Source organism: Micromonospora sp. NPDC048930 (assembly GCF_043197935.1).
Lineage (GTDB): Bacteria > Actinomycetota > Actinomycetes > Mycobacteriales > Micromonosporaceae > Micromonospora.
This window is the reverse complement of the sequence record NZ_JBICUB010000006.1, coordinates 181,065-207,702: the sequence shown is the minus strand read 5'-3', so window position 1 is coordinate 207,702 and position 26,638 is coordinate 181,065. Positions and strand designations below refer to the sequence as shown.

The following is a 26,638-nucleotide window of genomic DNA, read 5'->3' as shown; positions in this document are numbered from 1 at the left end:
GCCGTCGCGGTCGCTCGGCACAACTGCCCGCGCGGCGGCCGGGTTGCCGACCGGCTGCGTGGTTTGACCGCGCGGCCCGGCGATGGACAAGATCGACAACGCCGCGCTCGACGCCGCGCTGGTACGTTTCGGGGTATCGCCGACGCGCCCCGACGCCGAGCGGAGGTTCCGGGTGGACCACACCCCGCCGGACGGCTCCCGATGGCAGGACGTCCTCGCCACCGGCGGGGAGATGGGCGTCGCGATCACCGCCCACGACTGGTCCGCCACCCCGCTCGGCCCGATCGGCTGCTGGCCGCAGGGCCTGCGTACCGCGGTCGTCATCTGCCTGCATTCCCGCTTCCCCATCCTGCTGCTGTGGGGGGACGAGCTGGTGATGCTCTACAACGACGCGTTCCGCCCCATCCTGGGCTCGGCCGAGCGGGCGGCGCTGGGCCGCCCGGCGGTCGCGGTGTGGCCGGAGATCTGGGACGTCATCGGACCGATGCTCGCCGGCGTGCTGGCCGGTGCGGGCGCCACCTGGGACGAGGACCAGCGGCTGCTGCTCGACCGCAACGGCTTCACCGAGGAGTGCTACTTCACCTTCTCCCTCAGCCCGATCATCGACGAGTCCGGCGAAGCCGGTGGCGTGTTCACCGCGATCACCGAGACCACCGGCCGGGTGGTCAGCGAGCGCCGGCTGCGGCTGCTCACCACGCTGGCCACCGCGCTGGTCGACGTGACCGAGCCGGAGGAGGTGCTGAGCCGCACGGTGAAGGCGCTGACCGGCAGCCCGTCCGTGCCGTTCGTCCGGCTCTACCTGGCCGGTCCGGACGGCCCGCGGCTGGTCGCCGGCGACGAGGCCGAGCCCGCGCCGGGCGCGGAGGCTCGCTGGCCGCTGGCCGAGGTGCTGGTGGACGGGAAGCTTAGGCTGCTCCCCGTCGACCCGGCCGACGATCCCGACCGGCCCGGCGTACCCACGGTCGCCGTGGTGCCGGTGCCGGCGCCCGGCGGCACCGCCCCGATGGCCGTGCTGGTCGCCGGGTTGAACCCGCGCCGCCCGGTCGACGCGGACTACCTCTCGTTCGTGTCGCTGCTGGCCGGCCACGTCGGCACCGCCCTCGCCGGCGCCCTGGCGTACCGGGCGCAGCACCGGCGGGCGGAGACGGTGGCGCGGGACGTGAGCGACCGGCAGCGGGCGCTGCGGCAGGCGGAGGCGCTGGCCCGGCTGGCCGGGGCGCTCAGCTCCGCCCAGGGCCGGCCGGCCATCCTGGACGTGGTGACCACCGTCGCCCCGGCGGTGGTGGACGCCGCCGCGCTGCGGGTGGCGATCGTCCACCCGGGCACCACCCTGCTCGAGGTGGCCGACCGGGACGCCCCGGCCGGGCCGCTCCCGGTCGACGCCGACCAGCCGCTGGCCCGGGCCGTACGCGAGAACGCGGTGCTGCCGCTGACCGGCGACGGCGCGGAGACGACGGGCCTCTGCCTGCCGCTGCGGTACGGCGACGGCGGCGCGCTCGGCGCGCTGGAGGTGCGCTGGACCCGGCCGGTCGCCGACGACGAGGCGCTGCGCAACCTGCTGGACGCGGTGGCGGGCCTGTGCAGCCAGGCGTTGCAGCGCGCCGAGCTGACCGGTTCGGCCCAGGCGATGGCCGACTTCGCCGCCCGACTGAGCGTGGCCCGGTCGACCGCGGAGGCGATCGACGTGATCCTCGACGCGGCGCCGACCGCGCTCGGGGCGGTGCTGCCCGGGCTGGCCATGCGGGACGAGGGACGGCTGGTCCGGCTCTGGTACCACGAGGTGCCGGAGACGCTCTCCGCGACCTTCCACGACCTGACCATCGACGACCCGCGCCCGATCGTGCACGCGCTGCGGACCGGGGAGCGGATCCTCCTGCGCGACCGCGCCGACTTCGCCGCCCGGTTCCCGGGCCTGCCCGACCCGGTCGGCGCGCACGGCCTGGTCACCACGGTCGCGCTGCCGCTGTTCGACGCGCAGCGCCAGCCGATCGCCGGACTGGGGTTCGGCTGGTGGCGGGAGCGGCCGCTGCGGGAGAGCGACCTGGCCCTGCTGGACACCATCGCCGACCTGTGCGAGCAGACCCTGGAACGGGTCCGCCTGGCCGCCGCCGAGCACAACCTGGTGACCCGGCTGGCCGGCCGCCTGCGCAGCTCCGCGCTGACCACCCCGGACGGGTTGGAGATCGCCACCCGCTACCAGCCGGCGATGACCGGCCTGCACCTCGGCGGCGACTGGTACGACCTGGTCCGGCAGGACGACGACCGGCTGGCCGTGGTGGTCGGCGACGTGGTCGGCCACCAGGTGGAGGCGGCCGCCGACATGGCGCAGCTGCGCACCGTGCTCAACACCCTGATCCGGCTGGGCGTCCCGCTGCCGGAGCTGTTCCTCCGGCTGACCGAGCTGCTCGGCGTGGGCTTCCTGGGCACCTGCCTGGTCGTGGTGGTCGACCCGGCGGGCCGCGCGGCGCACCTGGTGCGCGCCGGGCACCCGCACCCGGTGCTGCTCCGGGCCGGCCAGGACCCGCAGGCGGTGCACACCACCAACGCGCTGCCGATGGGCATGGTGGACGCGCCGATGACCGTGACCACCGTGCCGTTCGAGCCGGGTGACCTGCTGGTGGCGTACACCGACGGGCTGGTGGAGCGGCGCGGCCAGCCGTACGACGACGGCGTGGCGGCCCTGCACCGGGCGCTGGTCGCGGTCCGGGACGAGCCGGCGGAGGCGATCGCGGACGCCCTGCTGCGGGACCTGCCCGGTACGGACGACGACCGGGCGCTGGTGGTGCTCCGGCACACCGGCTGATTGCGACGATCGGCACGCCGGATGTTGGGCGCGGCGATTCCCGGGAATGCCTTCCGGTCGGCGGCGGGATCGCGCCGACGACGACGCACAGGAGGACCGGCATGGCGACCAGTGCCAGCACCCAGCCCGCGAAGGCCTCGGGCACCTACCGGATCGGCGGCGACCTCCAGGTCGACCGGCTCGGCTACGGGGCGATGCAGCTCACCGGGCCGGGGGTCTGGGGCGACCCGAAGGACCCGGCCGAGGCGGTCCGGGTGCTGCGGCGGGCGTACGAGCTGGGCGTCACCTTCATCGACACCGCCGACTCGTACGGGCCGTTCGTCAGCGAGATGCTGATCAAGGAGGCGTTGCACCCGTACGCCGACGACCTGGTCATCGCGACCAAGGCCGGGCTGACCCGGGCCGGTCCGGGCGACTGGCGGCCGGTGGGCCGCCCGGAGTACCTGCGCCAGCAGTGCGAGCTGAGCCTTCGCCATCTCGGGCTGGACTGCATCCCGCTCTACCAGCTGCACCGGATCGACGAGAAGGTGCCGCTGGAGGACCAGCTCGGCGAGCTGGCCCTGCTCAAGCAGGAGGGGAAGGTCCGGCACATCGGGCTCTCCGAGGTGACCGTGGCGCAGATCGAGGCGGCCCGGCGGATCACCCCGATCGTCTCGGTGCAGAACCTCTACAACCTGGCCGACCGCAGCGCCGAGGACGTGCTGGACCACTGCGAGCGCAACGACCTGGGCTTCATCCCGTGGTTCCCGATCGCCACCGGCAACCTGGCCCGGCCGGGCGGTCCGCTGGACGCGATCTCCACCGAGCACGGCGCGACGCCCGCGCAGCTCGCCCTCGCCTGGCTGCTGCGCCGCTCGCCGGTCATGCTGCCGATCCCGGGTACGTCCTCGGTGGCGCACCTGGAGGAGAACGTCGCCGCGGCCGAGGTGCCGCTCACCGACGACGAGTTCGAGGCGCTGGCCAAGGCGGCGTGACCCCGACGACGGCCGGCCGCCCCGGAGGGCGGCCGGCCGGGGCGTGCGGGTCAGAGGGCGAAGCAGTTGGGCCAGATCGGGGCGTCGGCGAGCGCCTGCCGGACGATGGTGTACGTCGTCCCGTCGAGCACCAGGCCGAGGTGGCCGACGAGCCGCAGCGGGCACCACGCCTGGACCAGGACGTTGCTCGCGCCGTCGGCGAGGACGGCGTTGTCGACCGGGCGGACCAGCTCGTCCTGCCAGGTCCGGACGGTGGTCCAGCGGACCGCCCCCGGGGTGTCGTCGCCGCCGTTGAGGTCGGCGAGGAAGCTCGATCCGATGGACATCTGCTGGCAGGCGACGATGCCGGCGCAGCTGCCCAGGCCGAGGAAGTTGATGATGTTGGCGACGTAGGTGCCGTACTGCGGGGTGCCGAGGCTGATGTAGTGGTCGACCTTGTCGGCGCCGCCGAGGAACTTCACGTACCAGCGGCTGACCAGGCCGCCCTCGGAGTGGGTGACGAGGTCCACCTTGGCCGCCCCGGTGGCGGCGCGGACCTGGTCCACGTAGGACGACAGGGCCCGGGCGGATTCCCGGATGTCGCCGAAGCCGAGGTTCGGCAGCTGGTAGATGGAGACCCGGTAGCCGTCGGCGCTCAGCCGGGCGGCGATGGGCTCGTACGCGATGGAGATTCCGATCAGTCCGCCGACGACGATCACCGGGTTGGCGCCGGCGGCGGCGAGGCTGGTTTCGTCGGTGGTGGCGGTCTCGGCCGCAACGGTGGCGGCGCGCTGCGGTGCGGCCTGGGCGGCGGTGGCCGGGACGAGCAGGGCGGCGACAGCGGTGGTGGCGGCCAGGATCGTTCGGAGCAGCATGGCTGCACCTCCGGTGGGAGGCACCCGGAGTACCGGGAGGGGGACGGGTGGTGGGATCCGATCGATCGTGGAAACGATGATGCGTGTCCGATTTCACACACGTCAATGAAAAGTTACGCGCCGGTAACCCGTTGTCGCGCTGGAGGCACAAACCGGCGAATCACCCGCCCCCGCCCCGGCGGGACGGAAGACGGCGCGGTTCAGCTACCGAGGGCCTGGACCTTGGCGATGGTCTCCTGGACGTGCTGGCGGGCCGGCTCGCCACCCTGCGCGGCTTGGGCGAGCGCCTGCCGGTAGGCGTCGATGACGCCGATCAGCGGCCCGGCGGCCACCCCTTCCAGCGCGCCGGCGACCAGCGCCCGTGCCTCCGCGGCGTCCTGCGCCGCAGCGGCGGCCTTGGCCTTCGCCTCGTCCAGCTTCTGCGCGGCCGCCGCCAGCCTCGCGATGATCTGCGCCGCGCTCACACGCCCTCCCCTGGTCGCCTGCCCCGCAGCCTACGCGACCGGGCACGGCGAGATCTTGGTAGGAAACGGCCCCTGACGGGGCCGAAACCGTCCAAGATCTGCAAGCCGCGCGAAGCGGTCAACGCAGCAGGCGGAAGGCCACCAGGTAGAGGCAGAACAGGCCGGAGGAGAGCAGGGCACAGAGGACGAAGCCGAGCGGGACGTACCGGGACGGCGGGGTGTCTCCCCCGAGCACCGGTCTGCCCCAGCGGGCCAGCACGAGCTGACCGGCCAGGAAGGACAGCAGCGGCACCCCCGCGCAGGCGGCGGCGGCCACCAGGTCCAGCCCGGTCACCGGGATCGGCGAGCCGACCAGCGTGGCCAGCATCAGCAGCGAGCCGGCCAGCGCGCACGCGGCGTACACGGCCACGGCGCGGCCGAGCGGCGACCACGAGGGCAGCAGCACCGGCCGGTGGGCGAGGGCCTCGGCCTGCTGCCCGTACCGGTCGGCCTCGTCGGCGAGCTGCCGGGCCGCGGCCAGCTCCGCCAGCGGGTCACCCTCGCGCTGGGCGGGCACCGTCCCGTCCGGATACGCCCCGACCCCCGGCCGCCCCGGCGCGGCGGCTGCGCCGCCGGCCACCCCCGCCCCGGTTCCGGCCGGGGCCGGGGCACCGCCGGACGGGGAGGGTGCGGGTGCGGCCCCGACGGCGGTGGCCGGCGACCCGACCGGCACCGCGGCGTCCTCCGGCGGCGGGGCGATCCCGATGGCCCGGCCGAGCTGGTCCAGGCGCTGCCCCTGGGCGGCGAGCCGCTGGCCGAGCTGGTCGACGGCGGCCGCCAGCGTCCGGCGGCGCTCCGCCTCGGCGGCGACGGCCTGCTCCCCGCCGCGCTGCCGTGCGGAGAGCTCCCGGGCCAGGGCCGCGTACTCCTCGAATCCGGTCACCGGTCGTCTCCGTCGGGCACGAAGGGCACCATCAGCGCGATCCGTTGGTCGTGCCGGTCGACCAGCAGGGCCCGCCCCTCACGGGGGGTGTAGCTGAGGTCGTGCGCGCCGAGGTGGAGGCCGAGGTCCGCGCCGGGCACGTTCAGCGCCACCAGGCAGGCCACGTCGTCGCGGTTCTGGCTACCGCCGAGGTCCTCGCCGAGCCGGCGCAGGCCGCGCCACCAGCCGAGCAGGTGCACGCCGCGCGCCGGGCCCTGGCGCAGCACGGCGCGCAGGTCGTCGTGGCCGGAGCGGAACGTCGCGGGGTCGGTCGCGGCCAGCGCGCCGGCCGCCGCGTCCACCCCGAACACGACCAGGTAGGTGCGGGCGGCGGCCGGGGTGGCGGCACCGGCCAGCTCGGCGAGGTGGGTGCGTAGCTCCGCGGTGTCCAGGCGGCGGACCGGGTGGCGGGCGGCGGCGAGGGTCATCGCCAGGTCGTCGGCGAGCCCGGTGGTGCCCGGCGCCAGCGGGGCGAGCAGGAAGCGGGCCGTGCCGGGGGCGTGCTGCCGGGCCAGGCTGAGCGCGGCCGACCGGAGCACGTCCGCCCCGGCCGCGGCGGTGCCGACGACGGCCAGGTGCCGGCCGGGGCCGGCGTCGAGGGGGAACGCGGCGGGGCTGCCGGCCACGTCGACGGTCCGGCCCACCAGCGCCAGCGGCGGCTCGACGCCGGGTCGCAGCGCGGTCCAGGTGGGGTCGTCGGCCAGCCGGGGCGTCTCGTACCCGCGGAAGACGGTCGGCGGCGGCGCGCCGGCCGGCCGGGCCTGCCACAGCTCGTGCCGCAGGGCGGCCAGGTCGGCCGTCGCGGCGTGCGCGTCGGGGAAGCGGACCAGGATGTTCGCGCCGGCCGCGCCGCCGGCGGTGTTGACCACGGCCGTGCCCACGGTCAGCGCTCCGGCGGCGTCGTTGAGCGGGTCGAGCACCGCGGCCCCACCGGGCAGGGCGACCCGCAGCGGGAACTGCCCGAAGATCGCCTCGGCCCGGCCGTAGAGGGCCTCCACCCCGGTGGTGCTCTGGCTGGCCAGCACCAGGTGCAGGCCGTACGAGCGGCCCTTGCGGGCCAACTCCTCCAGCAGGTCCACGGCCTGCCGGGCGAGCGCGTCGTTGCCGGCGAAGAGCACGTGGAACTCGTCGACCACGGTGACGAACCGGGGCGGCCGGTGCTCGGCGGGCAGGTCGGCGAGCTTGGTCACGGCAAGCCGTTTGAGCAGGCCGGCCCGGCGGGTCAGCTCGTCGCGCAGCTCGCGCAGCACGGCGACGCCGTACTCGCGGTCGGACTCGATGCCCACGGCCCGGGCGTGCGGCAGCCAGGACGGGTCACGCTCGGTGGGGACGAACTCGGTGAAGCTGACCCCCTCCTTGAAGTCGAGCAGGAGGAGTTGCAGCTCGCTCGGGGCGTACCGGGCGGCCAGCCCGTAGAGCACGTCGAGCAGGAACACCGTCTTGCCCGCGCCGGTGCGCCCGACGACCAGCCAGTGCGGGGTGGCGTCGTCGAAGGCCACCGTGACCGGCTCGCCGCCGGCGGCTCCGCCTCCCGGCGTCCCGGCCCGGAGCGCCCGGCCGAGCACGGTGCGCAGCCCGGGCCCGGAGGACTCGGCCCAGCGCCGGGGCGGGAGCAGGTCGGCGAAGGTGACCGCCTCGGCCCGGCGGGTGGCCGCGGCGAGCTGCCGGGCCAGCGCGGTGACCGTGGCGTGCGACGGGTCGCCGTCGAGCACCACCGGGGCGGCCAGCCCGCCCCCGTCGCCGCTGTACGGCCCTCCGGGCGGGTCGCCGACCAGCGCGTACCGCTCACCGAGTCGGAGCTGGGTGGTGGCGCCGAGCGGCGGTGGCGCCTCGCCCGGGCCGGCGGCCGGGTAGCCGGCGAGCACGACGCAGACCGCGGCGGCCGGGCCGGCGTGGGTGAGCGCGGCCAGCCGGGCCAGCTCGCGCGGCGCCGGGGCCGACGCGGCGACGAGCAGCAGCAGGTCCTGGTCCTCCCGGGCGGCGTGCTGGGCGGCCCGGGCGTGCCGTTCCGCCTCGTCGAGCAGGGCGGCCACCTCGGTCGCGGTGGTGGCGGCGGGGCCGAGCACGCCGGCGTCGAGCAGCGGGCGCAGCGGCAGGAAGGCGGCGCCGAAGGCGGCCGGGTCGATGCCGGCCACCCGGACCGTGCCGGCCGGGGCGGCGGCGAGCAGCTGGGTCACCACCGCCCGCAGCAGCTCACCGACGCGGGGGTCGCGCGCGTCGGCGTCGACCGCGAGGTGGGTGCCGCCGGCCAGCGGGACCAGCACCGGGAAGCCACCGTCGAAGGTGGTCGCCTCGCCGACGCGGACCGGGACGGGGGTGGTGGCGGGACGGGCGCTGCCGGGCGCGGGGGCGGCCAGCGTGGCGCCGAGGCGGGCCAGCCGGGCGACCAGCTCGGGGCTGCCGGGGGCGACCGGTCCGGCGGCCGCGAGCGCCCGCCGGACGGCCTCCCAGCGGCGCACCGCCTGCCGGTGGAGGGCCAGCGCCTGCCCGTACGCCGTCGCGAGCCTGCCCACCGTCCGCCCTCCGACGCCGCCGCGGTCCCGATCGAGGGAACCCTAACGGACGCACGCCGACCCGGCACAGTACGTGACCCGCACTCAGGATTTGTCCACTGTTCAACTCGCGGACCCCGGTCGCGTCGCCGCCGTTCCACCGTCCCCGTTTGCCTGCAAGCGGAAACATCGTGAACAGGAAAGGCGACGACGTGAGCTCCTCCCCCATTTCCCGCCGGGCCGTGCTGCGCACCGGTGCGGCCGGCGCGCTCGGCATCGTGGTGGCCGGCAACCTCGAAGCGATCGCGGGCCCGGTGGCGGCCCGGGCCGCCACCCGTCCGGCGGTCGGCTACGGCGAGCTCGTCCCGGACCCGGCCGGCCTGCTGGCCCTGCCGCCGGGCTTCTCGTACACCATCGTGGCCCAGGCGGGCGCGACCCTGCTGGAGTCGGGCCAGCCGACCCCGAGCGACGCCGACGGCACCGGCTGCTTCCGCGGCCCGAACGGTTCCGTGCTGGTCAACAACCACGAGATCGGCGGCAGCGAGCCGTACGGGGTGCCGGCGCTGGCCGGGCTGACCTACGACCCGGGCGCCCGGGGCGGCACCACCACCATCGAGGTGGACGGCGAGGGCCGGCGGCTGCGCGAGTACGTCAGCGTGGCCGGCACGCACAACAACTGCGCCGGCGGCATCACCCCGTGGGGCACCTGGCTGACCTGCGAGGAGACCGAGCAGCGCAAGGGCGGGAAGTACCTCTTCGACCACGGGTACGTGTTCGAGGTGGACCCGCACGACCGGGCCGCCAACCAGAACCCGGTGCCGCTGAAGTTCCTCGGCCGCTACGCGCACGAGGCGGTCGCGGTCGACCCGTACACCCACTCGATCTACCTGACCGAGGACGCGGGCGGCCCGAACGGGCTCTACTTCCGGTGGACGCCGCCGGCCGGCTTCCGGGGCGGCAAGGGCGCGCTGCGGGCCCTGGCCGAGCGTCCGGACGGGGACACCGCGGGCAGCCTCCAGGCGATGCGTTGCCTCCTCGGCGACCAGCACGTCGCCGACCTGGCCGCGGCCACCACCCCGGGCACCCGCTACAAGGTGGAGTGGGTGGACGTGCCGGACCGGGACGCGAAGACGGTCTCGGTGCGCAAGCAGTTCACCGACGAGCAGGTGACCCGCAGCCGCAAGCTGGAAGGCGCCTGGTGGGCCGACGGCGGCGCGTACTTCGTGGCCAGCTTCGCCCGGCACTCGGACGGCAGCGTCAACGAGCACGACGGCCAGGTCTGGTTCTACGACCCGCGGACCGAGACGGTCACCCTGAAGACCATCTTCGGGGTGAACACCGACCCGGAGGCGGACAACGGCAACTTCGACGGGCCGGACAACATCACCGTCTCCCCGTACGGCGGGGTGATCCTGGCCGAGGACGGCGAGGGCGTGTCCCACCTGGTCGGGGTGACCGCGGAGGGCAAGGCGTACCCGCTGGCCCGCAACGAGCTGAACGACAGCGAGTTCACCGGCCCGACGTTCAGCGCGGACGGGAAGATCCTGTTCGCCAACATCCAGAGCCCGGGCTACGTCTTCGCGATCACCGGCCCGTGGGGCCGGCCGAGCAACGCGGACCTCGCCGCGTCCTGACCGGAGACCGGGCGGCCGGTGGTCCATCCCGGACCGCCGGCCGCCGGCGTCCGCGGCGGCTCGTCAGCCGGTACGGCAGCCCGGGTCGGGGCCGCCGTCGGCCACCCCGCAGTGGAAGACCTCGACCGGCTCGGCGGCGACGTCCGGCACCCGGGCCACGGTGAGCAGCGCGAGCCGCTTGGCGATCGGCTCGCCGGAGTCCGGGGCGTACCGGATCAGCCCGGCGACCCCCGGGTAGCCGCCGGCGGCGTTCTGCCGCAGCACCTCGGCGTGCACCCCGACCGGGTTGACCGAGCGGGGGTCCCAGCGCCGGCCGGTGTCGGCGTGCCGGAGCCGGGCGGCAAGGCTCTCCAGCGCCCGCACCATCATCATCGACGCGTCGTACGCCAGGCTGACGCGCTCGCCCACCCGCGGGCCGGCCCCGTCCCGGCAGCGCGGCGGGTCGAGCAGGTCGTCCGCGCCGATCCAGGTGAGGAAGCTGCCCCGGGCGTCGTCACGCCGGGCCTGCGCGGCCCGCAGCGCGGTGCAGGTGGCCAGGGCGGCCTTCGACACGTACGTCACCGGCAGGTTGCCCGGCGCGCTGGCCCGCAGGCCGGGATTGGCCATGTAGCGGTTGAACGAGTCGTCGGCGACCAGGTGCCGGGGCGGGTCGGACCCGCACTCCTTCAACGCGCGCAGGAACCCGTCGACCTCGGACCACCGCCCGGCGAAGATCAGCACCCCCCCGGTAGCCGCACTCCTGGGTCAGCCGCCGGCCGGTGCGCCACTCGTCGAGCCGGGTCAGCCGGCTGCCGAACCGCTCCCGCAGCCCGTCGACCAGGGTGGACACGTACAGGTCCTCGCCCAGCGAGCTGCCCTCGCCGGTGGTCCAGTAGACGTGCGCCTCCCCCACCCGCAGCACCTGCCGGGCGTACGCCTCGATCATCCGGGCCTGGTCCTTGTTGGGCGCGGAGATCTGCAGGTAGAGGCTGGAGTTCCGGTCCATCCGGTCGGCCGACAGGGTGGGCGCGAGCACCGGCAGGCCGACCCGGTTGAGTTCCCGCAACGCCGCCGCGGTGGTGGTCCGGCTGTCCACCAGCCCGACCACGCCGAGCACCGTCGGGTCGTCCCGGGCCAGCCCCTCCAGCATCCGGACCGCCTCGCCGGCGTGCCGCATCTGCCGGCCCGCGTTGGCCACCACGATGTGCAGCAGCGCCGCGTCGTCCGCCGCCGCCGACTCCTTGAGCAGCGCGTACTGGGCGGTCGCCATGCCCTCCAGTTCCTCGCGCTCGGAGACGTACGACTCCTCGTCCGCCCGGGTCCGGTTGCCGGTGAGGCTGCCCAGGTAGACCAGGGTGAGGTAGGGCCGGCGGTGGTCGCTGCGCCGCCACACCTCCTCGGCGGCCCGGTTCTGGGCGAAGATCCGCCGCTGCACCGCGCGCAGCCGGTCCTGGCCGGGTTCGCTGTTGAACACCTGGCCGGCGGTGTCGCTGTAGCCGACGCACTCGCCCGCGACCACCCGTACCGCCACCCGGTCGGTGGGCCAGGGACGGCAGTCCGGCGCCCAGCGCCCGTACGCCCACACGCCGACGCCGGCCAGCAGGAGCAGGACCACGGCCGCCGGCAGGAACCGCCGCGACCACCACGGCGGGTCTGGCGCCACCAGCGCCGGCGGGGCCAGGCCCGGCGGGGGCGCGACGTCCTCGCCGTCGAGCCGCAGCACGACCAGCCAGGCGCCGGCGCGGCGCAGCCGCCGCGTCTCCGGCACCGCCTCGGCCCACTCGTCGTACGCCTCGTCGGCCTCCCGCACCGGACGGGCCACGGCCGGTTCCGGCGGCGGGTCGGCGGCGACCGCCACCACCAGCAGCGGGTCGTTGCGGCCGGTCTCGTTGCGTACGTCGTCGAGGAGCCGGACCAGGGTGTGCCCGATGTTGTCCTCGGTGACCCCGTCGAGCAGCAGCACCGGGTACGCGGTGCGCCGCCAGTCCCCCGGCCGCCAGAACCGTCGCCGGTACGCCTGGCGCAGGTCCTCCAGGAAGGCGTGCAGCAGCAGCTTCTCCACCTGGGCCGGGTGTTCGCCGTCGCGCCAGCCGGCGGTGAGCCGTTCGGCGAAGCCGAGGAACGTCACCGACTGCCGGGGCGCGAGGTACTGCTGCCGCATGAACCAGCGGTACTGCCGCCCGACGACCGGCACCCGGCCGGACACGGCGATCCGGAACACCACGCTCGGCACCGCGCGGCGCAGCAGCCAGAGCAGCACCTGCAGCGCGGTACCCAGCCCCGAGTCCCCGGCCACCTGCGGATCCTCGCCGGCCCGGCGGCCCCGCCAGTCGCGCAGCCGGCGGACCAGCGCGGCCCGGCCGCTGTGGCCGGCGTCCGCGCCGACCGCGAGGGTCTGCTGCATCAGCCAGTCGGCCAGCGGGTAGTGCCGGAACCGCAGGCGGGCCGCGCCGAAGGCCTCCAGGGAGAGCTGCCGGTGCAGCTCCCGCAGCACCGCCGGGACGTCGTCGGTCTCCGGCCGGGCGGCCAGGTCCAGCACGGCGTGCGGCATCCGGCGGCCGGCGCCCTGGCCGAGGAACCGGCGCAGCAGCCCGCCCAGCGCACCGGCTCCCGCGGGGCGGACCAGCCAGAGCAGCGGCAGCCGCCGGTCGCCGCGATGCGGTCGGCGCAGCAGCCGGGCCAGCAGGGCGAACAGTTCGAGGCTGCCGGCCGGGAGCCGCTCCCGGGCGGCTCCGGGTCGTGGTCGGGTCGCCGGTTCGCGCATCGTCACCTCCGCGTCACTCCTGGTGTCGCACCATTGTCGACACCCGGCGCAACGGCCACCACCGACCTACGGTCCGTCGTGGACCGCGCGGCCGGGGGCGCGGGGGCGGAGGTCAGCGGGGTGCGGTCGGGTGGCGCAGGCCGTCCAGGGCGATGGCCAGCACCCGGTCGCGCTGCGCCGGCTCGGGGAACTGGTACGCGGTGACGCCGCTGATCAGCCGCACCACGTCGTCGAAGCTGGCGTCCGGCCGGGCCGCCCCGGCCGCCTGGGCGCGGCGCAGCAGCGGCTCGCCCGCGGCGTAGATCTCGGTGCGGCAGCTCCGAAACACCTCGGAGTCGTGCACCAACTCCTCGGCGAGGGCCCGCTTGGTGCCGACGTAGGCGACGAACCGGTGCAGCCAGGCGACCAGGGCGTCCCACGGCGGGAGGTCCGCCAGGTCGGCGGCGGAGCGGCTGAGCGCCCGCACCTCCTCGACGTAGACCGCCTCGAACAGGTCACGTCGCTGCGGGAAGTTCCGGTAGAGCGTGCCGATGCCGACCCCGGCCCGCCGGGCGATCTCCTCCAGCGAGGCGCCCGCGCCGGACTCCGCGAACACCTCCCGGCCGGCGGCGATCAGCGCGTCGTAGTTCCGCCGGGCATCGGCTCGCTTCGGGCGCCGCGCGAAGACCTCCCCCAGCTGGTCTGCGCTGGCCATGACGGGCGTCACCTCTCTCGCCTTGCAACCGGAGGCACCCCTCCGCTACGTTAGTGGAGGCACCCCTCCGGAACTGACCGGAGCCATGCCTCCGGATAGCGTACTCCGGATCGCCGGCCGATCCCCACCTGGCGCGATCGGCGCACCAGACACCGGACCCAGGAGGTCCCATCATGCCCGTGTCCCGCTGAAATCCGTCAGCTCCGGCCGCCACCGTCGCCCGATCGCCCCGGCCGAGCCCCGCACGGGCCGCGGCCCGATCCGCGCGAGCGGCCGCCCCGGCAAACCTTCTCTTTCGTACGTGAACGGGAGTTTCTCCGTGCTCGAAACCACCCGACCCGACTCGCGTCGGCTGACCTTCCTCGTCCTCGCGGCCGGCGCCGGCTTCTTCGCGATGCTCCAGTCGCTGATCACCCCGGTGCTGCCCACCATCCAGCACGACCTGCACACCTCGCAGAACACCGTGACCTGGGTGCTGACCGCCTACCTGCTCTCCGCGTCGATCTTCACCCCGGTCCTCGGCCGGATCGGCGACATGGTCGGCAAGGAGCGCACCCTGGTCGTCTCCCTCGCCGCGCTCGCGCTCGGTTGCCTGCTGGCGGCCGTCGCGCCCAACATCGGCGTCCTCATCGCCGCCCGGGTGGTCCAGGGCGTCGGTGGCGCGGTCTTCCCGCTGTCGTTCGGCATCATCCGCGACGAGTTCCCCGCCGCGCGGGTCAGCTCGGCCGTCGCGGCGATCTCGGCGATCGTCGCCGCCGGTGGCGGCCTCGGTGTCGTCCTCGCCGGGCCGATCGTCGCCACCCTCGGGTACCGCTGGCTGTTCTGGATCCCGATGGTCGTCGTCGGGCTCACCGCGCTGGCGGCGCACCGGTTCGTGCCGGAGTCGCCGGTCCGTACGCCCGGCCGGATCAACTGGGCGGCCACGCTGCTGCTCTCCGGCTGGCTGGTGGCGCTGCTGCTGCCGGTCAGCAAGGGTGCCACCTGGGGCTGGACCTCCGGCCGGGTGACCGGCCTGCTGGCGCTCGCCGGCGTCCTCCTGGTCGGTTGGCTGGTGGCCGAGGCCCGCTCGGCGAACCCGCTGATCGACATGCGGATGATGCGGCTGCCCGCGGTCTGGACGACCAACCTGGTCGCCCTGCTCTACGGCGGTTCGATGTTCGCCGTCTACGCCTTCCTGCCGCAGTTCGTGCAGATCCCGACCAGCGCCGGCTACGGCTTCGGCGCGAGCATCACCCAGGCCGGGCTGCTCATGCTGCCGATGCTGGTCGGCATGTTCGTCGCCGGCCTCGCCGCCGGCCGGCTGCAGGCCCGGTTCAGCGCCAAGGCGCAGCTGGCCACCGGCGCCGCGTTCAACGTGCTCGCCGCGGCGATGCTGACCGTCGCGCACGACACCCGCTGGGAGGTCGGCGTGGCCGGCGGCCTGGTGGGCCTCGGCATCGGACTGGCCTTCGCCTCGATGGCCAACCTGATCGTGGCCACCGTGCCGCCCCGTCAGACCGGCGTGGCGACCGGCATGAACGCCAACATCCGCACCATCGGCGGCGCGATCGGCGCCGCGGTGGCCAGCAGCGTCATCACCGCCCACCCGCAGGCCAGCGGGCTGCCCCGGGAGGCCGGCTTCACCATGGGCTTCCTGCTGCTCACCGGCATCTCGCTGGCCGCCGCGCTGGCCGCCCTGGCCGTACCCTCCGGCCGCCGGAGGGCCGGTGGGCGGCGCGGCGAGCCGTCGCCGCGGAGCGCCGCGCCGGAGCTGGAGCTGGCGACGGCGGGACGCTGATCCGGCGGCGGCCCGGGACGACAGTGCCCCGGGCCGCCGGCGGTCGCCCGACGGCACGGGACGCGGCCGCGGTCCGGCACGGACCGCGGCCGCCTCGCCCCGGCCAGCCGATGGCGGCGGTCAGCGCCGGCCAGGTAGCCGTAGCGTTGACGATCCATCACCCGGGAGCGGGCCCGGCCGGGTCAGGTCACCGCGCCCCGGGTCGGCGCCGTCGGGATGACCGTCGCCGGTCAGCCGGCCGCCGGTACGGGCGCGGCTACGGCCGGCGCCTGTGCCGCCTCGATCGCGCGGATGTGCCGGTAGGCGAACCAGAGCGGCGGGAACGCGCCGACGGCGAAGGAGAGGTCGACCACCGTCCAGAACCAGGGGATGTCGCGGATCGGGCCGCAGATCAGCGCCAGCGGCACGATCCCGGCGCAGGCGATCATCCCGAGCTGGACCACCCAGACGTTGCGTACCGGGTCGCGCAGCGGCCCCCAGAACGCCACCGCGAGCACCAGGTGGGCGAAGGCCAGCCAGTCGGTGCCGTACAGCATGAACGGGTAGCGCTCGCCGGTCTCGACGAGTCCGGTGTGGACCCGGGCGATCCAGTCGACCAGGGCCGGGAACTGCCCGGCGAGCGGCTCGAGCGCCCGCAGCAGCCACCGCACCTCGAGCTCCAGCGGGAACGCGGTCACCCCGCTGAGGAACAGACCCACCACCACGACCCACAGCCACCGGCGGACCCGCCGCAGGCGCTCCTCGACGTCCATACCGGCAGCGTAGTGACGATCTTCGCGCCGCCGCGCCCCGTCGTCCATGACCTCGCTCACCTCGGCCCCGCGATGGCACCCGAACGCCGCGCGGCATGGCGCTCGGACGCCGCGGGATGGCGCTCGAACCCGGAAGTAGTGGCCTCCCTGCGCCGGAAGGCCACTACTTCACGGATCGAGCGCGATCTTGCCGGCCGCCCGCCGCGGTCAGGCGGCGGGGCAGCCGTCGCGGTGCGCGACCGGAGACCGGGTGCCGGTCAGCCGGGAGCGGCGCCGGGACCGGTGGGGCGCGCAGGCGGCGCACTCCTGGGCCGTGCGGGCGGCCCGGCTGGACCGGAGCCGGCCGCGGCCGGGGCGGGACCTGCCCGGTTGGCCGCCGGCCAGGCCCGCCGGTGACATGCCGGACAGGACCGCAGGCGCAGCGCCGGGCACGACCGCCGGGGCGGCGCCGGGCCGGCCCGTCGGCGCACCGGCGGTCGACAGGACCGCCGGGGCGCCGCCCGAGAGAATCGCCGGGACGGCGCCGGACAGGACCGCCGGGGCCGCCGCGGACAGGACCACCGGGCGGGGCGCCGACGCCGGGCGGGTGGCGCGGAGTGCCAGGCCCGCCGGGCGGACGACGCGGGCGGCCGTGGCGGCGACCCGGCGTACCGGCAGCACGGCGGGGGCGGCGAGGACGGCGGTGAGCCGACGGTCGCGCAGCCGGTCCAGGGTCACCCCGGCCACGACGGTGGCGACGACGGTGACCGTACCGGCCAGCACCAGGGTCTGCCGGGGGCCGACGTGCTCGGCGAGCCAGCCCAGCAGCGGCGCGCCGACCGCGGCGGAGACCGAGCCGGTGACCGCGATGGCGGCCAGCACCCGGCCCCGCATGGCGTAGTCGGTGTCGAGCTGGGCCCGGGCGCCGACCGTGGTGTCGATGACCACCGCGGCGGCCGCCACGGGCAGGATCACCGCGGCGAAGCTCAGCGTGCCCGGGGCCATTCCGGCGACGATCTGCAGGCCGCTGGCGATCACGCCGGCCCCGACCAGCACCCCGTAGCCCAGTTCCCGCCGACGGGCCGCGACCAGGGCGCCGACCACCGTGCCGACGGCGAAGACGGTGGAGAGGAAGCCGTAGCCGGAGGCGCCGCCGCGCAGCGGGCCCTCGCTCATCGCCGCCATGGTCACCTGGTAGTTGCGGCCCAGGCTGCCCAGCACGAACGACAACGCCAGGGCGACCAGCACCACCGGCTGGCCCAGCAGGTAGCGGAAGCCCGCCCGGATGCCGCCGTCCGCCCGGGCCGCGTCGGCAGTCGCCGGCTCGGTCGTGTGCCGCTCCCCCTCGCGTACGGCGAACAGGGCGACCACGACCGCGACGAAGCTGGCGGCGTTGGTCGCGAAGAGCAGCGCCGGGCCGACGGCGGCGACCACGACGGCGCCGAGGCTCATGCCGAGGATGCGGCCGGCCGAGTTGGTGAGCGAGCCCAGCGCGAGGGCGTTGCCGAGGCTCTCCCGGTCCACCAGGGTCGAGGACCAGCGGCCCATCACCGGGCCCTCGATCGCCGACACCGCCCCGGTGACCAGGGAGATCGCGTAGATCGCCGGCAGGCCACCGGCGCCGGTGACGGCCACCACGGCCAGCCCGGCCGCGAGGGCCGCGTGTGCCGCCTGGGCGACGATCAGCAGCGGCTTGGCCGGCACCCGGTCGGCCAGCGCGCCGCCCCAGACGCTGAGCACCAGGGTGGGCAGCGCCGGGAGCAGGACGGTGAGCCCCATGGAGGTCGCGGATCCGGTCGCCGACATGACGTACCAGTTGACGCCGAGAACCTGCATCCAGGTCCCGATGACCGACACGAAGCCGGCACCGGCCCAGATCCGGTAGTTGCGGTGGCGCAGCGCGGCGAACGTGGCGCCGAGGGCCATGAGGATTTCCCCGTCCAGAAGGTGACACGACGAAGCCGGACCCCCGCGGGTCCGGCCAGCCGACAAGTCTGGCCGTGGTTAAACCTCCTGACGACAATTGGTGAGGCGGTTCACCAGAAGGGTCGGACGGCCGGGACGGCTGCGCACGAACCGGACCCGGAGACGGCGACACCCCGGCCCGTACGGGACCGGGGTGTCGTGGGCCGGGTGTGGTCAGCGGGCCGCGAGGGGCTGCCGGGCCGGGTCCACCGGCGCGGGCAGCGTGCCCACCCCGCCGAGGTACGCGTGGATGGCCGCCGCGGCGGCCCGCCCCTCGGCGATCGCCCAGACGATCAGGGACGCGCCCCGGTGCATGTCGCCGGCGACGAAGACCCCGTCGGCGTCGGTCTGCCAGTCGGCCCGGGCGTCGACCGCGCCCCGCGCGTTGCGGGTCACCCCGAGCTGGGGCAGCAGCGGCTGCTCCTCGGTGCCCTCGAAGCCGATGGCCAGCAGCACCAGGTCGGCCGGGAGCTCCCGCTCGGAGCCGGGCAGCACGGTCACGATCCGCCGGCCGTCCCGCTTCTCCACGGTCACCTCGGCGATGCGGACGGCCTTGACCTGGCCGGTGCCGTCGTCGACGAACTCCTGCACCGCGACGGCGAATACCCGTTCGCCGCCCTCCTCGTGGGCCGGATAGTTGCGCAGGATCCACGGCCAGGTGGGCCACGGGTCCCGGGCGGCGTCCCGGCTGGCCGGGGGCTCCGGGTAGAGGTCGAGCTGGTGGACGCCGGCCGCGCCCTGCCGGTGGGCCACGCCGAGGCAGTCGGCGGCGGTGTCGCCACCGCCGATGATCACCACGTGCTTGCCGGCCGCGTCGATCGGCGTGCCGTCCGGGAGCGCGGCGAGGGCCGGCTTGCCTTCCCCGGCCGCGGCGACCACCCGGTTGGCCGCCACCAGGTGCGCCATCGCCTGGTGTACGCCGCGCAGCCCCCGGCCCGGGGTCTCCGGGGTGTCCCGGCCCTGCAGCGCGCCGCAGGCGAGCAGCACCGCGTCGTGCTCGGCGCGCAGCTGCGCGGCGGTCACGTCGACGCCGACGTTCACCCCGGTGCGGAAGCGCACCCCCTCGGCGGCGAGCTGGGCCACCCGCCGGTCGACGTGGTGCTTCTCCAGCTTGAAGTCGGGGATGCCGTAGCGGAGCAGGCCGCCCAGCGCGTCGTCCCGCTCGTACACGGTGACGTCGTGCCCGGCGCGGGCGAGCTGCTGCGCGGCGGCCAGCCCGGCGGGGCCGGAACCGACCACGGCGACGGACTTCCCGGTCGGCGCCGGGGCCGGCCGGGGCCGCAGCCCGCCGCGGGCCACCGCCGCGTCGGCGATCTCCACCTCGACCTGCTTGATGGTGACCGGCTGCTGGCCGCCGAGGCCCAGCACGCAGGCCGCCTCGCAGGGCGCCGGGCAGAGCCGGCCGGTGAACTCGGGGAAGTTGTTGGTGGCGTGCAACGACTCCACCGCGGCGTCCCAGTTGCCGGTACGGACCAGGTCGTTCCAGTCCGGGATGCGGTTGCCCAGCGGGCAGCCGTCGTGGCAGAACGGGATGCCGCAGTCCATGCAGCGGGTGGCCTGCTCGCGGATCAGCTCCTCGCCGGCCGGCGGGTACACCTCCCGCCAGTCCATGATCCGCACCGGGACCGGCCGGCGGGCGGGCAGCCGCCGGTCGTAGCGCAGGAAACCGTTCGGGTCAGGCACGAGCCACCTCCTGGGCGACCGCCCGCGGGGCGGGCGGCACCGGTGCGGCGGACGGCGCCGCGAGGGCACTCATCACCGCGTCGTCGATGTCGTGGCCGGCGGCTTCGGCGGCCCGCATGATCTCCAGCACCCGGCGGTAGTCCCGGGGCACCACGGCGGTGAACTCCTCCACCGCCTCCGGCCAGCGCTTGAGCAGCTCCTCGGCAACCGCCGAGTCGGTCTCGGCGAAGTGCCGCTGCACCAGCTCGTGCAGCCGGTCCCGCTCCTCGTCGCGCAGCGGCGACAGGTCGACCAGCTCGGTGTTGACCAGCCGCCGGTCGAGCCGGTGCACGAACGCGGTGCCGCCGGACATGCCGGCGGCGAAGTTGCGCCCGGTGGGTCCAAGCACCACCACCGTGCCGCCGGTCATGTACTCGCAGCCGTGGTCGCCGACGCCCTCGACGACGGCCACCGCGCCGGAGTTGCGCACCGCGAACCGCTCGCCCACCCGGCCGCGCAGGAAGACCTCGCCGCCGGTGGCCCCGTACAGGATGGTGTTGCCGGCGATGATCTGGTCCTCGGCGCGGGCGCCCGGGCCGGCCGCGTCGTCGACGAACGGCGCGGCCTCGTCCGGGCGGACGACGATCCGGCCGCCGGAGAGGCCCTTGCCGAGGTAGTCGTTGGCGTCCCCGTCCAGCCGCAGGGTGACCCCGCGCGGCAGGAAGGCGCCGAACGACTGACCGGCGGTGCCGTGCAGCAGGATCTCGACGGTATCGGTGGGCAGGCCGGCGCCGCCGAACCGGCGGGTCACCTCGCCGCCGAGCATCGCGCCGACGCTGCGGTGCTCGTTGCGCACCGTCAGCTCGATCCGGACCGGCGTGCCGTCCCGCAGCGCGGGCTGGGCCATCGTGATGAGCTGGTTGTCCAGCGCCAGCTCCAGGCCGTGGTCCTGCGGCCGGATCCCGCGCCGCGCGGCCCCCTCGGGCAGCTCCGGCAGGTGCAGCACCCGGCTCAGGTCGAGCCCGTGGCCCTTCCAGTGGTCGATCGCCGGGGCGACGTCGAGCAGTTCGCTGTGCCCGATCGCCTCCTCGATGCTGCGGAAGCCCAGCTCGGCGAGGTAGCCCCGGACCTCCTCGGCGAGGAAGAGGAAGAAGTTCTCCACGAACTCCGGCTTGCCGGTGAAGCGCTCGCGCAGCACCGGGTTCTGGGTGGCGATGCCGACCGGGCAGGTGTCCAGGTGGCAGACCCGCATCATCACGCAGCCCTCGACGATCAGCGGCGCGGTGGCGAAGCCGAACTCCTCGGCCCCGAGCAGCGCCGCGATCAGCACGTCCCGGCCGGTCTTGAGCTGGCCGTCGACCTGCACGGTGACCCGGTCGCGGAGCTTGTTGAGCAGCAGGGTCTGCTGCGCCTCGGCCAGGCCCAGCTCCCACGGCGTACCGGCGTGCTTGAGCGAGTTGAGCGGGGACGCGCCGGTGCCGCCGTCGTGGCCGGAGATCAGGATGACGTCGGCCTTGAGCTTGGCGACGCCGGCCGCGACGGTGCCCACGCCGACCTCGCTGACCAGCTTGACGTGCACCCGGGCGGCCGGGTTGACGCACTTGAGGTCGTGGACGAGCTGGGCCAGGTCCTCGATGGAGTAGATGTCGTGGTGCGGCGGCGGGGAGATCAGGCCGACGCCCGGGGTGGCGTGCCGGGTCCGCGCGATCCACGGCCAGACCTTGTTGCCGGGGAGCTGACCGCCCTCGCCGGGCTTGGCGCCCTGGGCCATCTTGATCTGGAGGTCGTCGGCGTTGACCAGGTATTCGCTGGTCACGCCGAACCGGCCGCTGGCGATCTGCTTGACCGCCGAGCGGCGCTCGGGGTCGTGCAGCCGGTCGACGTCCTCGCCGCCCTCGCCGGTGTTGGACTTGCCGCCGAGGCGGTTCATCGCGATGGCCAGGGTCTCGTGCGCCTCCGCCGAGATCGACCCGTACGACATGGCGCCGGTGGCGAACCGCTTGACGATCTCGCTGGCCGGCTCGACCTCGTCCAGCGGCACCGGCGGCCGTACGCCGGCGCGCAGGGTGAACAGGCCGCGCAGCGAGCCGGCCCGCGCGGCCAGTTCGTCGACCTTGGCGGTGTACTGCCGGAAGACGTCGTACTGGCGGCTGCGGGTGGCGTGCTGGAGCAGGAAGACGGTCTCCGGGTTGAACAGGTGCAGCTCGCCCTCGCGGCGCCACTGGTACTCGCCGCCGACCTCCAGCCGGTCACTGGGCTGCGCGCCCGGGGCCGGCCAGGCCAGGGCGTGCCGGGCCGCCACCTCGGCGTGGATCTCGGCCAGGCCGATGCCGCCGATGGTGCTCGGGGTGCCCCGGAAGTACCGCTCGACCAGGCGGGTGTCCAGGCCGACCGCCTCGAAGACCTGAGCGCCGCAGTACGACGAGACCGTCGAGATGCCCATCTTCGACATGATCTTCAGGACGCCCTTGCCGAGCGCCTTGACGTAGTTGCGGACCGCCTTCTCCGCCTCGACCCCGGCCAGCGCCCCCGTGGAGATCATGTCCTCCACCGACTCGAAGGCCAGGTACGGGTTGACCGCCGCCGCGCCGTACCCGATCAACACGGCCGCGTGGTGCACCTCGCGGCAGTCGCCGGACTCGACGATCAGCGCCACCTGGGTACGCGTCTGCTCGCGGACCAGGTGCTGGTGCACCGCCGCGGTGAGCAGCAGCGACGGGATCGGGGCCAGGTCGGCGTTCGAGTCCCGGTCGGAGAGCACCAGGATCCGCACGCCGTCCTCGATCGCCTCCGAGACGTGCCGGCAGATCTCGGTGAGCCGGGCCTTGATGCCGGCGCCGCCGTCGCGAACCCGGTAGAGCCCGGAGACCCGGACCGCCTTGAAGCCGGGCAGGTCGCCGTCCTCGTCGATGGAGAGGATCTTGGCCAGCTCGTCGTTGTCGATCACCGGGTAGGGCAGCACGATCTGCCGGCAGCTCGCCGGACCCGGGTCGAGCAGGTTGCCCTCCGGCCCGATGGTGGACGCCAGGCTGGTCACCAACTCCTCCCGGATGGCGTCCAGCGGCGGGTTGGTGACCTGGGCGAAGAGCTGGTGGAAGTAGTCGTAGAGCAGCCGCGGCCGGGTGGAGAGCGGGGCGATCGGGGTGTCCGTGCCCATCGAGCCGATCGGCTCCGCGCCGCTGCGGGCCATCGGGGCGAGCAGGATCTTCAGCTCCTCCTCGGTGTAGCCGAAGGTCTGCTGCCGGCGGCGGACCGAGTCGTGGGTGTAGACGATGTGCTCGCGCGGCGGCAGCTCGTCCAGCTCGATCAGGCCGGCGTGCAGCCACTCCTCGTACGGCTGGGCGGCGGCCAGCTCGGTCTTGATCTCGTCGTCCTGGACGATCCGGCCGTTGACCGTGTCGACCAGGAACATCTTCCCGGGCTGGAGCCGGCCCTTGGCCACCACCGTGGCCGGGTCGAGGTCGAGCACCCCCGCCTCGCTGCCCAGCACCACCAGGCCGTCGGCGGTCCGCCACCAGCGGCCGGGGCGCAGCCCGTTGCGGTCGAGCACCGCGCCGACGATCTCGCCGTCGGTGAAGGCGACCGAGGCGGGCCCGTCCCAGGGCTCCATCAGGCTGGCGTGGAAGCGGTAGAAGGCGCGCTTGTCGGCGCGCATCTCCGGGTCGTTCTCCCACGCCTCCGGGATCATCATGAGCACCGCGTGCGGCAGGCTCCGCCCGGCCAGGTGCAGCAGTTCGAGGACCTCGTCGAAGTTGGCCGAGTCGGAGGCGCCGGGGGTGCAGACCGGGAAGATCCGGCGGATGTTGCCGGGCAGGTCCGGGCTGCGCAGCAGCGCCTCCCGGGCCTGCATCCAGTTGCGGTTGCCCCGGATCGTGTTGATCTCGCCGTTGTGCGCGATGAACCGGTACGGGTGGGCCAGCGGCCAGGACGGGAAGGTGTTGGTGGAGAAGCGCGAGTGGACCAGGGCGATGGCGCTGACCACCCGGTCGTCGGTCAGCTCCGGGTAGAACGCCGGGAGCTGGTCCGGGGTGAGCATGCCCTTCCAGACCATGGTGCGGCCGGACAGCGACGGGAAGTATGCCGGCACGCCCCGCTCGGCGGTCTCCCGCTCCACCTGCTTGCGGACGCAGAACGCCACCCGGTCGAGGTCGAGCCCGCTCAGCGGGGAGCCGGCCGGGCCGGCGGGCGAGTCGGTGAGCCGGTGCGCGGCGAGGAAGAGCTGCCGGACCCGGGGCATCGCCGCGAGGGCGGTCTCGCCCAGGCCGCTCGGGTCGGTGGGAACGTCCCGCCAGCCGAGCACGTCGGCCCCCTCGACCAGCGCGTACTTCTCCACCACCTGGCGGGCCCGGGCCTCGGCCGCGTCGTCGTCGGGGAGGAAGACCAGACCGGTGGCGTACTGGCCGACCGGCGGCAGCGGGAACTCGACGACCTCGCGGAGGAACCCGTCCGGCACCTGGATCATGATGCCGGCGCCGTCACCGGTGTTGTGCTCCGCGCCCCGGGCGCCACGGTGGTCCAACCGGCAGAGCGCGCCGAGGCCGTTCGCGACGACCTCGTGCGATCGGCGTCCGTGCAGGTCGGCCACGAAGGCCACGCCACACGCGTCGTGCTCGTACGCCGGGTCGTACAGCCCCGTCGCCTCGGGGGCCGGCTGCGGGCGGAGAGGGTACGGAAAGGCCACCGGGCCTCCTGTCGTCACTCAGGTTGGATCATGGTGGGGACGACGTCGGCCCTCGTGGGTTTTATTGAGTCTACGTTAGGGCGTCGGGCGCAAGGCCAGTTCAGATTGATCACACTTCCAGAATCTGGGACGTGTAGTCTCGCGCGGTGGATGTCGTACGCACTGACGTGCTCGACCGGTTGGAACGGTTCTACGACGCGGTGCCCAGAGATGCGGCCCGTGCGGAGGAACACGGCTCGCTGGTGCTGTTCGTCCGGGACGACGCGGGTTGGCCGTTCTACGCCCGCCCCCGGCTGGACGCCGCCGGGCCGCCGTCGCTCGCCGACGTGACCGCGGTCCGCGCCCGGCAACGGGAGCTGGGCCTGCCGGAGGCGTTCGAGTGGGTGCACGAGGTCACCCCGGACCTGCTCGCCGTGGCCCGGTCGGCGGGGCTGACCGTGCTGGAGGCGCCGCTGATGGTGCTGGACCCGGCCCGGCTGCCCGACCCGGCGACGCTCAGCGACGTACCGGTGCGGGTGCTCGCCCCGACGGACCCCGGCTTCGCCGCCGACGTGGCGCTGCGCCGGGCCGTCGCGTCGGTCGGCTTCTCGCACGGCGGCACCGCCCGCGGCGAGGCCGGGCCGGCCGAGCGGGACGCCGCGCTCACCCGGCTGGACGTGGCCGCGCTGGAGGAGGAGGCGGTGCGGATCGCCGACGGCCGGCGCATCTCGGTGCTCGCCGGCACGCCGGAGGAGGGCGCGCTGGCCAGCGGGATGGCGATGCGGGTGGACGACGTCGCGGAGATCGCCGGGGTGGCCACCCTGCCGGCGGCCCGCCGCCGGGGCCTCGGCGCGGCGGTCACCGCCGCCATCGCCCACGAACTGCGCGCGGCCGGCACCGATCTGGTCTTCCTCTCCGCCGGCAGCGAGGAGATCGCCCGGGTCTACCTGCGGGTCGGCTTCCGCCGGGTCGGCACGGCCTGCATCGCCGAGCCGGCCGCCCTGATCTGAGCCGGCCTCGGCGCCGGGTCAGGTCGGCGGGTTCCAGGCGGCGGCGGCCGCCGCGGCCGTGTTGCGCAGCCGGGGGCTGATCGTGCCGAGGGCGGCGTCGCGGGCACGCAGCGCCAGCCGGCCCCGGGTCTGCAGCACCGCCGACATCCGGCGGGTCTGCCGCACCATCGTCGCCGCGCGGGGCCGGCGCAGCCGGTCGTACGCGGCCACCGCGTCGGGGAGCCGGGACTCGCGCAGCAGCGCGGAGAGGGTGGCCGCGTCCTCGAAGGCGAGGCAGGCCCCCTGCCCGAGGTGCGGCGGCATGGCGTGCGCGGCGTCGCCGAGCAGCACCACGCCGCCCGGGCCGGCCGGGAAGCCGTACGCCCGGGGCAGCGGCCGCAGCTCGCGGATCTCCTGCTGCACCAGGTCCGCCGGGTCGGTCGCGTCGAGCAGCTCGGCGATCGGCGCGGGCCAGTCCGCGTACCAGCGCTTGAGCAGGGCGAGCTGGGTCTCCGGCGGCTCCGGGCGGGGCGCGCCGGCCGCGGTGGCCACCCAGTAGACGCCGCCTCGGCCGGACCCGCCCGCCTCGCCCCGCTCCCCGAGCGAGGCGGCCACGAAGCGGTAGCCGGCGCCGAGGATCTCGCCGGCGACCTGCTGTTCGGCGGCCAGCCGGGGCACCCGGTACCAGGGGATCACCGCCCGCCAGGCGGCGCATCCGGAGCTGACCACGGCCGCCTCTGGCGCGAGCTGGCGGCGGATCTCGCTGTCGATGCCGTCGGCGGCGACCACCAGGTCGGCCTCGACGGTGCGCCGGCCGTCGCCGACCGCCGGACGCTCGCCGGAGACCGCCCGCACGGTCCGCACGGTCACCCCGGTCCGCAGCTCGACCTGGTCGCCCAGCCCGGCGATGAGCGCGTCGTGCAGGTCCTCCCGGTGCACCACGACCGGCATCCGCTCGGCCGGCGTGGGGCGGGGCTGGACCAGCCAGTGCCCGTCGGGGCGGCGCACCCCGCCGTCGGGCAGCGGGGTGGCGATGGCGTCCAGGCCCGCGCCGAGCCCGAGGGCGCGCAGCGCGCGTACCCCGTTGGGCCAGAGCACGACGGCGGTCGGGTCCGGGCGGACCCGGTCGGCCCGTTCCAGGAGGGTGACCCGCCAGCCGGAGCGGGCCAGCGTGCCGGCCACCGCCAGCCCGCCGAGACCGGCCCCGACCACCACCGCGGTACGCATGACTCTCC

17 protein-coding genes are annotated in these 26,638 nt (G+C 75.3%); 5 read left to right on the top strand and 12 right to left on the bottom strand.

The features are described from left to right. The first annotated feature begins 82 nt into the window (after positions 1–82). The gene (locus tag ACGFI9_RS17900; RefSeq protein WP_393179089.1) at positions 83–2,803 is read left to right on the top strand and encodes a SpoIIE family protein phosphatase; all 2,721 of its coding nucleotides are present in this window, start codon (positions 83–85) and stop codon (positions 2,801–2,803) included. A 101-nt stretch (positions 2,804–2,904) separates the two neighbouring features. Further along, positions 2,905–3,777, top strand: a complete 873-nt coding sequence (locus tag ACGFI9_RS17895; protein WP_393179088.1) for an aldo/keto reductase — start codon at positions 2,905–2,907, stop codon at positions 3,775–3,777. 50 nt (positions 3,778–3,827) lie between these two features. Here ACGFI9_RS17895 and ACGFI9_RS17890 read toward each other — a convergent pair whose 3' ends face one another. From ACGFI9_RS17890 to ACGFI9_RS17875, 4 genes are all read right to left on the bottom strand, one after another. Next, on the bottom strand, positions 3,828–4,631 hold the full coding sequence (locus ACGFI9_RS17890; RefSeq protein ID WP_393179087.1) for a lipase family alpha/beta hydrolase: 804 nt from the start codon (positions 4,629–4,631) through the stop codon (positions 3,828–3,830). A gap of 200 nt (positions 4,632–4,831) precedes the next feature. Continuing rightward, positions 4,832–5,095, bottom strand: a complete 264-nt coding sequence (locus ACGFI9_RS17885; RefSeq protein WP_393179086.1) for a DUF6244 family protein — start codon at positions 5,093–5,095, stop codon at positions 4,832–4,834. A gap of 118 nt (positions 5,096–5,213) precedes the next feature. Beyond that, a complete protein-coding gene (locus ACGFI9_RS17880) occupies positions 5,214–6,017 on the bottom strand; it encodes a hypothetical protein (RefSeq protein ID WP_393179085.1) in 804 nt (267 codons plus the stop codon). After that, positions 6,014–8,569, bottom strand: coding sequence for an FtsK/SpoIIIE domain-containing protein (locus ACGFI9_RS17875; RefSeq protein WP_393179084.1), 2,556 nt, complete (start codon positions 8,567–8,569; stop codon positions 6,014–6,016). Before ACGFI9_RS17875 ends, ACGFI9_RS17880 begins: the two co-directional genes overlap by 4 nt. Before the next feature lie 191 nt (positions 8,570–8,760). Here ACGFI9_RS17875 and ACGFI9_RS17870 point away from each other — a divergent pair, with 191 nt between their 5' ends. Continuing rightward, the gene (locus ACGFI9_RS17870; RefSeq protein WP_393179083.1) at positions 8,761–10,182 is read left to right on the top strand and encodes an alkaline phosphatase PhoX; all 1,422 of its coding nucleotides are present in this window, start codon (positions 8,761–8,763) and stop codon (positions 10,180–10,182) included. A gap of 63 nt (positions 10,183–10,245) precedes the next feature. Here the strand turns inward: ACGFI9_RS17870 and ACGFI9_RS17865 are convergent, their stop codons facing one another. From ACGFI9_RS17865 to ACGFI9_RS17855, 3 genes are all read right to left on the bottom strand, one after another. Continuing rightward, positions 10,246–10,734, bottom strand: a complete 489-nt coding sequence (locus ACGFI9_RS17865) for a hypothetical protein (protein ID WP_393179082.1) — start codon at positions 10,732–10,734, stop codon at positions 10,246–10,248. Further along, positions 10,676–12,925, bottom strand: coding sequence for a hypothetical protein (locus tag ACGFI9_RS17860; protein WP_393179081.1), 2,250 nt, complete (start codon positions 12,923–12,925; stop codon positions 10,676–10,678). The genes ACGFI9_RS17865 and ACGFI9_RS17860 overlap by 59 nt, the downstream gene beginning before the upstream one ends. Before the next feature lie 112 nt (positions 12,926–13,037). Beyond that, entirely contained in the window at positions 13,038–13,619 is a 582-nt protein-coding gene (locus ACGFI9_RS17855; RefSeq protein WP_393179080.1) for a TetR/AcrR family transcriptional regulator, read from the bottom strand. Between the two features lie 319 nt (positions 13,620–13,938). On the opposite strand from ACGFI9_RS17855, the gene ACGFI9_RS17850 reads away from it, so the two are divergent. Next, complete coding sequence (locus ACGFI9_RS17850; protein ID WP_393179079.1) at positions 13,939–15,396, top strand: MFS transporter; 1,458 nt, start codon at positions 13,939–13,941, stop codon at positions 15,394–15,396. A 230-nt stretch (positions 15,397–15,626) separates the two neighbouring features. Here the strand turns inward: ACGFI9_RS17850 and ACGFI9_RS17845 are convergent, their stop codons facing one another. The 4 genes from ACGFI9_RS17845 to gltB all read right to left on the bottom strand — a co-directional run bounded on the left by ACGFI9_RS17845 (position 15,627) and on the right by gltB (position 24,435). Beyond that, entirely contained in the window at positions 15,627–16,148 is a 522-nt protein-coding gene (locus tag ACGFI9_RS17845; protein WP_393179078.1) for a hypothetical protein, read from the bottom strand. A gap of 207 nt (positions 16,149–16,355) precedes the next feature. Continuing rightward, positions 16,356–18,053, bottom strand: a complete 1,698-nt coding sequence (locus tag ACGFI9_RS17840; RefSeq protein WP_393179077.1) for an MFS transporter — start codon at positions 18,051–18,053, stop codon at positions 16,356–16,358. A 213-nt stretch (positions 18,054–18,266) separates the two neighbouring features. Further along, positions 18,267–19,775, bottom strand: a complete 1,509-nt coding sequence (locus tag ACGFI9_RS17835) for a glutamate synthase subunit beta (protein ID WP_393179076.1) — start codon at positions 19,773–19,775, stop codon at positions 18,267–18,269. Continuing rightward, entirely contained in the window at positions 19,768–24,435 is a 4,668-nt protein-coding gene (gene gltB / locus ACGFI9_RS17830; RefSeq protein ID WP_393179075.1) for a glutamate synthase large subunit, read from the bottom strand. The genes ACGFI9_RS17835 and gltB overlap by 8 nt, the downstream gene beginning before the upstream one ends. Positions 24,436–24,581: 146 nt before the next feature. Here gltB and ACGFI9_RS17825 point away from each other — a divergent pair, with 146 nt between their 5' ends. Next, a complete protein-coding gene (locus ACGFI9_RS17825; RefSeq protein WP_393179074.1) occupies positions 24,582–25,424 on the top strand; it encodes a GNAT family N-acetyltransferase in 843 nt (280 codons plus the stop codon). Between the two features lie 18 nt (positions 25,425–25,442). On the opposite strand, the gene ACGFI9_RS17820 is transcribed toward ACGFI9_RS17825, so the two are convergent. After that, positions 25,443–26,630, bottom strand: a complete 1,188-nt coding sequence (locus ACGFI9_RS17820) for an FAD-dependent oxidoreductase (protein ID WP_393179073.1) — start codon at positions 26,628–26,630, stop codon at positions 25,443–25,445. Positions 26,631–26,638: the final 8 nt, after the last annotated feature.

Bases quoted from the DNA above. Each gene is read 5' to 3' on its own strand.
- ACGFI9_RS17820 (WP_393179073.1), bottom strand. From the start codon at position 26,630: ATGCGTACCGCGGTGGTGGTCGGGGCCGGTCTCGGCGGGCTGGCGGTG.
- ACGFI9_RS17845 (WP_393179078.1), bottom strand. From the start codon at position 16,148: ATGGACGTCGAGGAGCGCCTGCGGCGGGTCCGCCGGTGGCTGTGGGTC.
- ACGFI9_RS17890 (WP_393179087.1), bottom strand. From the start codon at position 4,631: ATGCTGCTCCGAACGATCCTGGCCGCCACCACCGCTGTCGCCGCCCTG.
- ACGFI9_RS17840 (WP_393179077.1), bottom strand. From the start codon at position 18,053: ATGGCCCTCGGCGCCACGTTCGCCGCGCTGCGCCACCGCAACTACCGG.
- ACGFI9_RS17860 (WP_393179081.1), bottom strand. From the start codon at position 12,925: ATGCGCGAACCGGCGACCCGACCACGACCCGGAGCCGCCCGGGAGCGG.
- ACGFI9_RS17900 (WP_393179089.1), top strand. From the start codon at position 83: ATGGACAAGATCGACAACGCCGCGCTCGACGCCGCGCTGGTACGTTTC.
- ACGFI9_RS17895 (WP_393179088.1), top strand. From the start codon at position 2,905: ATGGCGACCAGTGCCAGCACCCAGCCCGCGAAGGCCTCGGGCACCTAC.
- ACGFI9_RS17855 (WP_393179080.1), bottom strand. From the start codon at position 13,619: ATGGCCAGCGCAGACCAGCTGGGGGAGGTCTTCGCGCGGCGCCCGAAG.